The organism is Pseudomonas ficuserectae (genome assembly GCF_024584585.1).
Taxonomy (GTDB): Bacteria; Pseudomonadota; Gammaproteobacteria; order Pseudomonadales; family Pseudomonadaceae; genus Aquipseudomonas; species Aquipseudomonas amygdali.
This window is the reverse complement of record NZ_CP085684.1, coordinates 1,002,449-1,015,020: the sequence shown is the minus strand read 5'-3', so window position 1 is coordinate 1,015,020 and position 12,572 is coordinate 1,002,449. Positions and strand designations below refer to the sequence as shown.

Genomic DNA, 12,572 nt, shown 5'->3' with positions numbered 1-12,572 from the left:
CAAGGAAGCGTCATGAGCACCACTGCCGAACATTCCCGACTGCTGCGTCTGGCGACGCGGGCCTCGCTGGCGGTTGCCGTGACGCTGATCCTGGCCAAGGGCGTTGCCTGGTGGCTGAGTGGTTCAGTGAGCCTGTTGGCCGGCCTTACCGATTCGCTGCTTGATGGCGCGGCCTCGTTCCTCAATCTGCTGGCGGTGCATTACGCATTGCGCCCAGCCGATGAGGATCATCGCTATGGTCATGGCAAGGCGGAAGCGCTGTCGGGTATGGCGCAGGCGCTGTTCATCACCGTCAGTGGCGTGCTGATCGCGGTTCAGGCGGTCGAACGCATCCAGAACCCGGAACCGCTGGGCGCGCCGCTGTTGGGTATGGTGGTGATGGTGATTTCCATCGCACTGACGCTCGCACTGCTCACCTTGCAATACCGGGTGATCAAGGCGACAGGCTCGGCGGCCATCCGTGCCGACTCGCTGCACTACCGTTCCGACTTGCTGCTGAACGCCAGTATTCTAGTGGCGCTGACCCTTGCGTATTTCGGCTGGCAACAGCTGGACGCGTATTTTGGTCTGGGCATCGCGCTGTACATCTTGTGGAGCGCTTTGCAGATCGCCCGCGAGACAGTGTCGGTGTTGATGGATGAAGAATTGCCCGCCGATGTCAGCACGCGCATGCTGGCGCTGGCGTGCGACGTGCCGGGCGTGCTTGGGGCGCATGATCTGCGTACACGGATTTCCGGCAATCACTGGTTTGTGCAGCTACATCTGGAGTTGCCGGGCACACTGACCCTGTCGGTCGCCCATGCGCTCTGCGACAAGGTCGCCGATGCTATTCACGAGCAATTCCCGAAGGCCGAAGTGCTGGTGCACGCCGACCCTCAGGAAGTCGTCAAGCAAGCCAATGTCTGATCAGCGTCAATTGACGCTGACGTTGTAGCCACGCCCTGCCAGACAGTCGCCCATCGAGCGACGATAGGCATCCACCAAGTCCGGCGGCTGGCCGCTGACATTGGCCGGGTCGAAGCCGCTCTGCTGCGCGGCCTGCAAATAGCACTGATAGTGATCCAGTTCGACCTGTTGCGGGCTCTGGCCATTGGCAGGGTAGGCAACCGGATCGTAGCCATTGACCTGCTGTCCAGCAGGGGCCTGATACACCGCCTCGTTCTGCGGCGGGTTGACCACTACGTAGTCCTGACTGTCAGGCTGGTAGGCATAATAAGTACCGGCTGCCAGAAACAGCAGACTGCTGCCGATCCACACTTCCTGCGAGTAGGACGGTAGTCTGCTGACACGTACACCGTAAGGCGGTGTCACCACGACATAACGCGGGCCTTGCGGGCGATACCAGTAACCACCCGAGTAGTAATAGTCCTGACCACGATAGGGAATACGCGAGTAGCCACCCGGTACGCGATCTATCGCATAGCCAGGCCGATATTGCGGGCCTGGCCCCCAGCCATTGCCACGCCCGTCGGGACGCCCTTCCCAACGGTCATTGGGGCGACCGTTACCGGCCTGCCAGTTGCGGTTGTTGCCACGCGGGATGTCCTGATAGTAGCCCTGACGCGGCGGCTGGGTTTGCCACACCTCTCCAGGACCACCCTGGATCGGCAGGTTGTTCTGGCTTTGGCGCAACTGCTGGCGCTGCTGGTTTTGCTGCTGCTGAATCTGACTCTGCTGATCACGTTGTTGCTGATCGATCTGCTGTTGCTGCTGGCGCTCGACGTTGCGCTGCTGGATCTGCTGTTGCTGGATCTGCTGCTGTTGCTGTTGCTCAACCTGACGCTGCTGGTTCTGCTGTTCCTGAATCTGGCGTTGCTGATTGATCTGCTGCTGGTTGATCTGTTGTTGCTGCTGACGCTCGACCTGGCGCTGCTGATTCTGCTGCTGTTGGATCTGACGCTGCTGATTATTCTGTTCCTGGAAGCGCTGCTGTTGTTGCTGACGCTGCTGCCCGTTTTCGCCAGAGCTGTTGTACAACTGATTGCGCGGCGAATCATCACGTTCGTCGGCCAATGCCTGAGCGCTGATGCTCAGACACAACAGACTTACACCCGCAAACTGCCAGATGCCAGATTTCATGCTTTCCTCACTAGAGCGCGGGTTGACGTCATTAAGACTGTTTAAGCGTAGCGCCGTTCTGCGCACTTTATCAGCAGACAAAGAAAAGGGGACCAAATGGCCCCCTTGAGATACTTCGCCCTGGCGCAACGCTTTTGACGTTGGCTCACCTCATGCCGTCTTCTGGACAGTATGTAGCCCGGGGGCCTGGCACACCCTGTCGGGTGGGAGGCCGCGACTGGCCTGATTCGGAGAGTCGCGCTGGACGCTGTGTCCGGGCAGTGATTCTGGTTAAAAGAATAGGCCTGAGGCTAAGGCAGAGGATTGCTAATATTGCGGATTAAAACATTACTTGCGCAATTTTTGACTTCAGATGAATAATCCAGCGCAATTGAATTGATAAAGGGGTGCATCGTGAGCAAGCTCGACAGATACGACCTGAGCATTTTGGCTGAATTGCAACGGGACGCACGCATATCCAACCAGGAATTGGCCGAACGCATCGGTCTGTCACCCTCACCCTGCTCGCGCCGGGTCAAGCAACTGGAGGACGACGGTTACATCGTGCGTCAGGTGGCCATGCTGGATCGCAAGAAACTTGGCCTGAACCTCACCGCCTACGTGCTGATCGGCATGGACCGGCACACGCCCGAGCGGTTCGAGAATTTCGAGCAGCAAATCCGTAACCTGCCTCAGGTTCTGGAATGCAGCCTGGTGACCGGCATGGACGCAGACTACCAACTGAAAGTGGTAGTGCCGGACATGGATCACTACCAGAAACTGCTACTGGGCCATCTGACGCGTATCGAGGGCGTGACCAGCGTCAAGTCCAGCTTTGTGCTCAATCAGGTGCTGGCCAGCACCGAAATGCCGCTGACCCATTTGCGCAACTGAGCCCGCTCGACCTCACAGCTTTGCGGCGACTTCCCGATATTGGCCCTGATCCAGGCCATCCAGCGTCCAGTCGCCAATTCTGACCCGCACCAGCCGCAGGGTCGGCAACCCGACGGCAGCAGTCATGCGCCGCACCTGCCGATTACGCCCTTCCTTGATCACCAGTTCCAGCCAGCTGGTCGGCACGCTCTTGCGAAAGCGCACAGGCGGGTTGCGCGGCCACAGTTGCGGTTCATCGAGCTGCCGCGCCTCGGCGGGCAAGGTCGGGCCGTCGTTGAGCTGGACACCGTCGCGCAACTGCTGCAACTGCTCATCGGTCGGCTCACCCTCGACCTGCACCCAGTAGGTCTTGGCCAGTTTGTGTTTCGGGTCGGCGATGCGCGCCTGCAACTGGCCGTCGTTGGTCAGCAGCAACAAGCCTTCACTGTCGCGATCCAGTCGTCCGGCCGGATAAATGCCGGGGATCTTGATGAAGTCCTTGAGCGTGGCGCGCCCTCCTTCGTCACTGAATTGAGTCAGCACATCGAATGGCTTGTTGAAGAGGAACAGCTTCGGCTCGGCCGGTGGCGCTTTGGCGACACGCCGGGCAGCGCCTGCCGGGTTGGAGGCAGGACGGCGGGAAACGGGGCGTTGGGTGCGGGACATGGGAATTAGGCAATCAAAAAACAGAAAGGGCCACTTTAGTGGCCCTTTGTGCAAATACCAATCTATTAACGGAATGGCGGCTCGTCGAAGCTGCGCAGTTTGCGCGAGTGAAGCGAGTTCAGCTCGGTGCGCAGCAGGTCCAGCGCGGCGATACCGATCTTCAGGTGCTGGCTGACCGCACGTTCGTAGAACGCATTGGCCGAACCCGGCAGCTTGATTTCACTGTGCAACGGCTTGTCGGATACGCACAGCAACGTGCCGTAAGGCACCCGCAGGCGATAACCCTGAGCGGCGATGGTGCCACTTTCCATGTCGACCGCCACGGCACGCGACAGGTTGATCAATGGACGTTCCTGAGCCCAGCGCAGCTCCCAGTTCCGGTCGTCATAGGTCAACACCGTGCCGGTGCGCAGGCGCTTCTTGAGCTCTTCGCCGCGTTCGCCGGTGATCTGCGCCGCCGATTCCTGTAAGGCCAGTTGCACTTCGGCGAGCGCCGGAATCGGGATATGCGGCGGCAACACGCGGTCGAGAATACCGTCGCGACGCATATAGGCGTGGGCCAGTACGTAATCGCCGATGGTCTGCGACTGACGCAGGCCGCCGCAGTGACCAATCATCAGCCAGCAATGCGGACGCAGGACTGCCAGGTGATCAGTGATGTTCTTGGCGTTGGACGGGCCGACGCCGATGTTGACCAGGGTCACGCCATGGCCGTCTTCGGCGATCAGGTGGTACGCAGGCATCTGATAGCGGTGCCAGACCACGCTGGCGACGATGGCCTGGGCTTCATCCAGGCTCATGCTCTTGTCGACCACCACATTGCCCGGTAGAACCATACGCACGAAACGCGGGTCTTCGCGGAGTTTTTCCAGCCCGTGCAGGATGAACTGGTCGACATAGCGGTGGTAGTTGGTCAGCAGAATCCACGGCTGCACATGACGCCAGTCGCTGCCGGTGTAATGCACCAGACGGCGCAGCGAGAAATCCACCCGCGCGGCATCGAACAGCGCCAGTGGCAGCGGGTCGACATTGGCCCAGTCATAAAGGCCGTCGGCAATACCATCGGTGGCAGCCGACAGGTCGGTGCTGGGGAATACCCGCGCCAGCGCCGCTGCGGTAACGCCAGTGCCGGCCAGCTCATCGCCCTGCTCGACCACGTAAGGATAAGGAATGCTCTGCTCGCTCATGCCGACTTCGACCGTCACGGTGAAATCTTTCATCAGCGGGACAAGTTGTTCGAGCAGGTACTTCTTGAAGGCCTTGGGCTGCGTGACGGTAACGCTGTAAGTGCCCGGCAGCTGCACCTTGGCGTAGGCACGAGTGGTTACCGGCACTTCGCCCTTGCATTGGTAGACCAGGCGCAGTTCCGGGTAGCTGAATTGCGCTCGCTCCTCGGCAGTGGGCTCGACGCGGTCTTTCAAATAGCGCTTGAGCGCCTGACTCAGCGCGCTGGTCGCGCGCTCATGCAGCTCGGCGAGCCGCTCTACGGCCTGCTCGGCGGTGTCGACAACAACAAAGGCTTGGGTCACGATTCATGTCCTGTCTGATCTTGCAGACGTGCATCGTAACGGGTTCGCGTGCTCATGCCACCTGTGGCGAGGACCTGAGCAGCAATGTTTCGACATCGACACCACGCGGCAATGTGCCATACACCCGCCCGCCAGAGGCTATTCGCCCCGCGATAAAGCCATCGCTGACAGCGGCATTGCCCGCTTCCAGCAATAGCTTGCCCTGCAAGGCGACGGCAATGTCCTCGGTCAGTTGGCGGGCGCGGTACTGAATATCGCTCGTGTCCTGAAACGCACCTTTCAATGCAGCTATATGCGCCGCCAGATGCCGATCGCCGTGCCCGTCGCCCAGTTCGTCGAAAAGCGCATCGAGCGCGCCTGGTTCTTTGGACAGGGTTCGCAGCACATCCAGGCATTGCACATTGCCAGAGCCTTCCCACGTGGAGTTGACCGGGGCTTCGCGGTAAAGCCGGGGCAGAATGCTGTCCTCAACATAACCGGCACCGCCCAGACATTCGGCGGCTTCGTTGATCATGGCCGGAGCCCGCTTGCAGATCCAGTATTTACCCACCGCCGTGACCAGACGGACAAAACGTTTTTCGTGATCATCATCGAGATGATCCAGCGCACGGCCCATGCGCAGGGTCAGGGCCAGCGCGGCCTCGCTTTCCAGCGCCAGGTCCGCCAGAACGTTCTGCATCAACGGTTGCTCGGCGAGCACCCTGCCACTGACCGCACGATGCGCGCAATGATGCGTGGCCTGCGTCAGCGCCTGACGCATCAAGGCGCTGGAGCCAATCATGCAGTCGAAACGGGTCATGGCGACCATTTCGATGATGGTCGGTACGCCGCGCCCCTCCTCACCGATCATCCACGCCAGCGCGCCGCGAAACTCGACTTCGCTCGATGCGTTGGACCAGTTGCCGAGCTTGTTTTTCAGGCGCTGGATATAGAACTCGTTGCGGGTGTCGTCCGGTCGGTGGCGCGGCAGCAGAAAACAGCTGAGGCCCTTATCGGTCTGCGCCAGGGTCAGAAACGCGTCGCACATCGGTGCCGAGCAGAACCACTTGTGTCCGACCAGCTCATAAGCCTGGCCGGGGCCACCTGCGCCTACCGGGAACGCGCGCGTGGTGTTGGCGCGCACGTCGGTGCCGCCCTGTTTTTCGGTCATGGCCATGCCGAGGGTTGCGCCACGCTTGTGCGCAATGCCCACGTTACGTGAGTCGTACTCAGTCGACAGCACCTTGGGCAGCCATATTTCAGCCAGATCCGGTTGCAGCCTGAGCGCAGGAACACTGGCGAACGTCATGGTCAGCGGGCAGCCGCTGCCCGGTTCTGCCTGCGTATGCAGATAGCTCATGGCCGCGCGCGCCACATGAGCACCGGGTTGTGGATCGGTCCATGGCAACGACGGGATGCCATGCTCGATGGCCGTGCTCATCAACTGGTGGTACGCCGGGTGAAATTCGATCAGATCGATGCGGTGCCCATAACGGTCATGGCTGGCGAATGCAGGCTTGTTCTGATTGGCCAGAAAGCCCGCCTCCATCAGCGGGCCGCCTGCAAGGGCACCGTAAGCGTCTATGCGCGGTTGCGCCCAGCCCGCACCGAAGCGGCTGCTCCACTCCTGAAGCGGCACGTCGATACGGTAGAGGTTCGCCCCGTCCAGCGGTGGCGGTTGATTGGTGACTTCGTGGGTTTCGGCGAATTGATTCAGGTTCATGAGTCATCTCCTGCCTGTGTGCACGCGCAACATGCAGACAGTGAATCACGCGCCCGACACTTGCAAAAGTGCCGTAGCCGCCGAAATCTCGGCGCTTTTACCTGATGCGCGTATCAAATGACGCTTTATATACCCCACTGAGCCTTGAGTTCTGGGGCTCTGCGCACTGCGCCCGGTACAACCATCAGCATCGGGACGTTCAAGGTAAAGCAACTGCCCTTGCCTGGCTCGGAACGATGACTCAGCTCGCCACCCTGCAACTCGACCAGTTTCCGGCAAATCGCCAGACCGATGCCCAGCCCGCCGTATTCGCGGGTCATGGAGCCGTCGACCTGAAAGAAGTGTTGATACAGTTGGGCTTCGTCCAGTCGGCTGAAACCGATGCCGCTGTCCATCACTTCAACCCGCAGGTACATGCGCTCCAGATCCTGCGGGTGCCCGCTGAAGCGCACTTGCACCGCGCCCTTACGGGTGAATTTGATCGCGTTGTCCACCAGGCACTCGATGCACTGGTAGAGCTTGTCGATGTCGCCACACAGGTAAGGCGGCAGCTTATCGTCCAGATCGAGCGTCAAAATCAGCCCCTTGGACTGAGCCGCGCCCAGGAAGCGATTGCGTAGCCTGTCGGTGAGGTCTTCGGGCGAAAAGGCATTGCAGTCGGCATACAGCACTCCGGCCTGAAGTTCGGTGAGGGTCAGAATGCCGTTGATCATGCTCATCATGTCCCGCGCGGAACTGGCAGCCGTTTGCTGATACATTTCCAGTTCGTCATCCATATCGAGCGTCTGCATCACTTCCAGCGAGCCGATCACGCCGTTCATCGGCGTGCGCAGCTCATGGGTAAGCGTGGCAAGGAACTCATCTTTCAGCCGGTTGCTGTTGGCCAGTTGCTGGTTGAGACGCTCCAGATCCTGACCTGCCGCCAGCAGCGTACGCGCCTGCTGGCACCGGGCATGGTTGATACGGTCGGCAAGCGCCATGGAAAGGAATGCCATTTCCAGCACCGTGCCGATGTGCGAGGCGTACATGGTCAGGAAGGTGTTGGGCAAATAGCCCAGCAGCATCAGCCCGAAGATCAACCCGCTGACCATGAAGACCGACCAGGCCAGCACAAAATAGCGCCCTACCCGCTCGCCTTTCATGATGGCGACAATGCCCGCCAGGTAGATCGTCACGGCCCCTGTCATGACCAGTTGAGTGGCCCCGCGCAGGGCTGGCCCGTAGCCCAGGAACAAGGCCATGCCCATCACCAGCACAGCAGCGCCGATGACTATCAGCAGCAAGCGGTCCAGCCAGCGCGCCAACTGTGCCGTACCCAGAAAATTGCGCGAAAACTGGCACGCGAACAGCGTGGCCAGCGCCATCAGAAAAGGCGTCGACGCATTTGCCCACCAGGGGCTGTCAGGCCACAGGTATTCAATTGCGACGCCGTTGATCGACATCTGGTAAAGCCCGAACGAGGCGACGTACAGCAGGTAATACAGGTAATCCACCTCACGGACGCTGAGGTAGATGAACAGGTTGTAGACCAGCATGCCCAGCAGCACGCCGTAGATCAGCCCGAAGACGTAAACCTTGGTGGGCTGCGCCTCGAGGTAGGCGTGAGTAGACCAGAGATTGAGCGGAGCCTGAACCGACCCTTCGCTGCGTATGCGCATATACAGGGTTCGCGTCTGACCCGCTGGCAGGTCCAGCTGGAAAAGGTAGTTGTTCTGAGCGAACTGACGGCTGGAGAACGGCAACATGTCGCCGGTCTGCCAGACCCGCCCGGGATTCCCGTCGGCATCCGGGACATAGAAATCAACGTGGTCCATTGGTGGATAGGCCAGTTCCAGCAACCAGTCGTTATGGATGCTGGCGTCTATCGGGCGATAGGTCAGCTCGACTTTCAGCCAGAAGGCGGAACGCGAATACCCGGCGTTGAAGGTCCCGGCAGGCACGGACCGAAAGGCACCGGCGTGAGCGGCGGCGCTGACGCTTTCAATGGTCGCATCGCCGGTCGGGTCTTCAAATACCTGAATGGCACGACCCAACGGCAGAAAACGAGTGTTTTCATCAAACTCGACTGCATGACTCTGCAACGGCAGCCAAAGAGCCAGAATGATCAACAGATAGCGCATTGAAGCCCCAAGGTAGGTCGTCGCGTTCAATCCATCCATTGATTACGACGTCCCGCAATTTTCTGTCCTTGAAACAGGCTAATGATTCAAACAGACCATTGAACGTAGGGATGACCTGGCTGGCATCGGTATAAAAAACGATGCAAACCGTCGGTAATCGGTCTGACCACACAAGCATAGCCGCTAATAGCGTAAAGACAGTATCGCGATAAAAATCAAGGCAATAGCTCTACATCGGCTATTTCAGGCCAAACATGAGTATTTTTTGCAGGTTTGTCGAATCTGCGACAGTCGCCGACGGACCATCACCAGCAAGAAAAACCTGGCACCCCGAGCGGCCCGCGAAAGGTTTAGTGATAAGCTCGCGCACCATGAATATCTATAGCTCCCGCCCCGTTGTCCTTTGCCTCTCCGGCCACGACCCTAGTGGCGGTGCCGGTATGCAGGCCGATATAGAAGCCCTGCTCGCCCAAGGCTGTCACGCCGCTCCGGCGATTACTGCGCTCACCGTGCAAGACACTGTAAATGTCAGTGATTTTCGCGTGCTCGATCGCGAATGGGTCATGGCACAGGCCAATGCCGTCCTCAACGATTCGAACGTAGCCGCCGTCAAGCTGGGCATGCTCGGTTCGCTGGAGATGGTCGACACGGTCGTCGACCTGCTCCTTGCTCACCCGCATTTGCCAATGGTCTGCGACCCGGTGCTGCGTGCTGGCGGCGGCGGACGGCTGGGCAAGGACGAAGTCGGCTACGCCATGCGCGAACGGCTGCTGCCTTTGTCGACCATCGCGACCCCCAATCTTCCGGAAGCACGCATTCTTGCCGAGCTGCCTGAGGGTACTGCGGACGAGTGCGCCGACAAGCTACTGCTGTTTTGTGAATACCTGTTAATCACTGGCGGCCATGGTGACGAACAGCAAATCCATAATCGTCTTTATGTGCGTGGCGGCCAGACCCACACTTTCATTTGCGAACGCCTGCCCGGCAGCTACCACGGTTCAGGCTGCACACTGGCCAGCGCACTGGCCGGGCGTATTGCCCAGGGAGAAGAACTGGTCAGCGCGGTAAGATTGGCGCTGGACTACACCTGGCGAACGCTCAGGGACGCCGAACAGCTGGGCCGCGGGCAATTTGTGCCTCGTCGGTTACCGCTGGATTTTTGCTCGTAACACATCGCCATGAGGCTCGATTCATGAAACTACGTGGCCTGTATGCCATTACCGACAGTCAGTTGCTGTCCGGCAAATTTCTCTCGTACGTCGAAGCTGCGCTGGATGGCGGCGTGACGCTGCTGCAATACCGCGACAAGACCAGTGACGAGTCCCGCCGTCTGCGCGAAGCGACCGAGCTGCTCAAACTCTGCGAACGCTACAAGACGCGGCTGATCATCAACGACGACGCCGAACTGGCGGCGCGTCTGGGCGTGGGTGTGCATTTGGGCCAGACCGACGGCTCGTTGCCGGATGCGCGTGCCCTGCTGGGGCACAAGGCGATTGTCGGTGCCACCTGTCACGGCAGTCTGGAACTGGCCGAGCAGGCAAAGGCTGATGGCGCGACGTACGTAGCATTTGGCAGGTTCTTCAACTCCCTGACCAAGCCCGGCGCCCCCGCAGTACCGCTGGACCTGATTGCTCGGGTGCGTGCAAGGGTTCACTTGCCGATTGCCGTGATCGGCGGCATCACCCTGGAGAACGCCCCGCAACTGGTCGAACATGGAGCAGATTTGCTCGCTGTGGTACACGGCCTGTTCGGCGCTGAAAACGCCCAGGAAGTCACTCGCCGGGCAAAAGCCTTCATGGCGTTGTTGTAAAGCAGAATTGCTGTGGGAGTGACCGGGGCGGCGATCCGCATTGCTCGCGAAGGCGATGGTTCAAAATGCTCTGTTTTCGGGGCCTGCACCGCCCCCTTCGCGAGCAAGCTCGCTCCCACGAGTACGTGGATCCTTCTTCATTTGATATAGTGCGCGTTCCTGCGCCTTCTCTGGCTCATGCCAACCAATAAAGCAGCCCACCCTGAAGCTGCACGCCTCGGCTGACCCCAGCGTAGACACGAATTCCCCGTTTCAAAGCAGAGACCCGATCATGTCCCGTTCCGAAACACTGTTCGCCAACGCCCAAAAACACATCCCCGGTGGCGTCAATTCGCCGGTTCGTGCTTTCAAAAGCGTGGGTGGCACGCCGCTGTTCTTCAAGCACGCTGCGGGCGCTTACGTGACTGACGAAGACGACAAACGCTATGTTGATTACGTTGGCTCCTGGGGGCCGATGATTCTTGGCCATAGCCACCCGGAAGTGCTCGATGCCGTGCGCAGCCAGCTGGAACACGGCCTGTCTTACGGCGCACCGACGGCCATGGAAACCGAAATGGCCGATCTGGTCTGCGCGCTGGTGCCGTCCATGGAAATGGTCCGCATGGTGAGCTCCGGCACCGAAGCGACCATGAGCGCGATCCGCCTGGCCCGAGGCTTTACCGGCCGCGACAGCATCATCAAGTTCGAGGGCTGCTACCACGGTCACTCCGACAGCCTGCTGGTCAAGGCCGGCTCCGGTGCCCTTACCCTGGGCGTACCCAGTTCGCCTGGCGTACCGGCAGCGTTTGCGAAACACACTCTGACCGTGCCCTTCAACAACCTCGACGCCGTGCGTGACCTGTTGGCTGAAGTGGGTCAGGAAGTGGCGTGCATCATCGTCGAGCCCGTTGCTGGCAACATGAACTGCGTGCCGCCTGCGCCTGGCTACCTGCAAGGTCTGCGCGACCTGTGCGACGAGCACGGCGTGGTGCTGATTTTCGATGAAGTGATGACCGGTTTCCGCGTAGCCCTCGGTGGCGCACAGGCTTACTACGGCGTGACGCCCGACCTGAGCACCTTCGGCAAGATCATCGGTGGCGGTATGCCGGTCGGCTGCTTTGGCGGCAAACGCGAAATCATGTCGCACATCGCACCGCTTGGTCCGGTCTATCAGGCGGGCACCCTGTCGGGTAACCCGTTGGCGATGGCCGCTGGCCTGACTACCCTGCGCCTGATCAGCCGCCCGGGCTTTCACGATGAATTGAGCGACTACACCCGTCGCCTGCTTGAAGGCCTGCAACAGCGCGCCGATGCAGCAGGCATTGCGTTCGTGACAACCCAGGCGGGTGGCATGTTCGGCCTGTACTTCAGTGAAGCGCGTGAAATCGTAACGTTTGAAGACGTGATGACCAGCGATGCCGAGCGTTTCAAACGTTTCTTCCACTTGATGCTGGAGGGCGGCGTGTACCTCGCGCCGAGCGCATTCGAAGCCGGCTTCACCTCCATCGCCCACGGCGATGCCGAGTTGAAACTGACACTCGATGCCGCGGAAAAAGCGTTTGCTGCGCTGAAATAAGCTCGTCAGACTCACCCGCGCCGGGTGTCATTGAACCGGCGCGAGTGATGCCTGTGAATGAAACGGAACGCTAAGTACGTATTTTGCTTCTACAATGCAGTGCGGATGCTGCAAACACAGGTCACTGGAAGTGTTGTTTCAGGTAATGCCCCCCCTAAAGAAGGGCGTTTTCAACGCCGTGCAGCAGAAAATCCGTAAAGACTTTGTAAGGTTGGCTCTGCTTATTTCATAATGCGCAGCCAGCACGTTTAGCTGGTCG

11 protein-coding genes are annotated in these 12,572 nt (G+C 59.8%); 6 read left to right on the top strand and 5 right to left on the bottom strand.

What is annotated here, in order from left to right; genetic code table 11:
• Positions 1-12 precede the first annotated feature (12 nt).
• Positions 13-906: a cation diffusion facilitator family transporter gene (locus LJU29_RS04570; RefSeq protein WP_002555303.1), complete on the top strand. Its 894-nt coding sequence runs from the start codon at positions 13-15 to the stop codon at positions 904-906.
• 6 nt (positions 907-912) lie between these two features.
• Here the strand turns inward: LJU29_RS04570 and LJU29_RS29270 are convergent, their stop codons facing one another.
• Positions 913-1,584: a DUF6515 family protein gene (locus LJU29_RS29270; RefSeq protein WP_306459400.1), complete on the bottom strand. Its 672-nt coding sequence runs from the start codon at positions 1,582-1,584 to the stop codon at positions 913-915.
• A 39-nt stretch (positions 1,585-1,623) separates the two neighbouring features.
• Between LJU29_RS29270 and LJU29_RS29265 the strand changes: the two genes are divergently transcribed.
• A complete protein-coding gene (locus tag LJU29_RS29265; RefSeq protein WP_005753079.1) occupies positions 1,624-2,124 on the top strand; it encodes a hypothetical protein in 501 nt (166 codons plus the stop codon).
• A 348-nt stretch (positions 2,125-2,472) separates the two neighbouring features.
• Positions 2,473-2,952, top strand: coding sequence for an Lrp/AsnC family transcriptional regulator (locus LJU29_RS04560; protein WP_257111713.1), 480 nt, complete (start codon positions 2,473-2,475; stop codon positions 2,950-2,952).
• Positions 2,953-2,964: 12 nt separating this feature from the next.
• Here the strand turns inward: LJU29_RS04560 and LJU29_RS04555 are convergent, their stop codons facing one another.
• From LJU29_RS04555 to LJU29_RS04540, 4 genes are all read right to left on the bottom strand, one after another.
• Entirely contained in the window at positions 2,965-3,597 is a 633-nt protein-coding gene (locus LJU29_RS04555; RefSeq protein WP_005732205.1) for a pseudouridine synthase, read from the bottom strand.
• Between the two features lie 65 nt (positions 3,598-3,662).
• The gene (amn, locus tag LJU29_RS04550) at positions 3,663-5,126 is read right to left on the bottom strand and encodes an AMP nucleosidase (protein WP_002555307.1); all 1,464 of its coding nucleotides are present in this window, start codon (positions 5,124-5,126) and stop codon (positions 3,663-3,665) included.
• 52 nt (positions 5,127-5,178) lie between these two features.
• A complete protein-coding gene (locus LJU29_RS04545) occupies positions 5,179-6,828 on the bottom strand; it encodes an acyl-CoA dehydrogenase family protein (protein ID WP_122322632.1) in 1,650 nt (549 codons plus the stop codon).
• A 125-nt stretch (positions 6,829-6,953) separates the two neighbouring features.
• Complete coding sequence (locus LJU29_RS04540; RefSeq protein ID WP_257112680.1) at positions 6,954-8,948, bottom strand: sensor histidine kinase; 1,995 nt, start codon at positions 8,946-8,948, stop codon at positions 6,954-6,956.
• Between the two features lie 371 nt (positions 8,949-9,319).
• On the opposite strand from LJU29_RS04540, the gene LJU29_RS04535 reads away from it, so the two are divergent.
• From LJU29_RS04535 to hemL, 3 genes are all read left to right on the top strand, one after another.
• Positions 9,320-10,117: a hydroxymethylpyrimidine/phosphomethylpyrimidine kinase gene (locus tag LJU29_RS04535; RefSeq protein ID WP_257111712.1), complete on the top strand. Its 798-nt coding sequence runs from the start codon at positions 9,320-9,322 to the stop codon at positions 10,115-10,117.
• 23 nt (positions 10,118-10,140) lie between these two features.
• Positions 10,141-10,758 carry a thiamine phosphate synthase gene (gene thiE, locus LJU29_RS04530; RefSeq protein WP_005753086.1) on the top strand — a complete coding sequence of 206 codons (618 nt, stop codon included), beginning with the start codon at positions 10,141-10,143 and terminating at the stop codon, positions 10,756-10,758.
• Between the two features lie 271 nt (positions 10,759-11,029).
• Positions 11,030-12,313 carry a glutamate-1-semialdehyde 2,1-aminomutase gene (gene hemL / locus LJU29_RS04525; RefSeq protein WP_002555312.1) on the top strand — a complete coding sequence of 428 codons (1,284 nt, stop codon included), beginning with the start codon at positions 11,030-11,032 and terminating at the stop codon, positions 12,311-12,313.
• Positions 12,314-12,572: the final 259 nt, after the last annotated feature.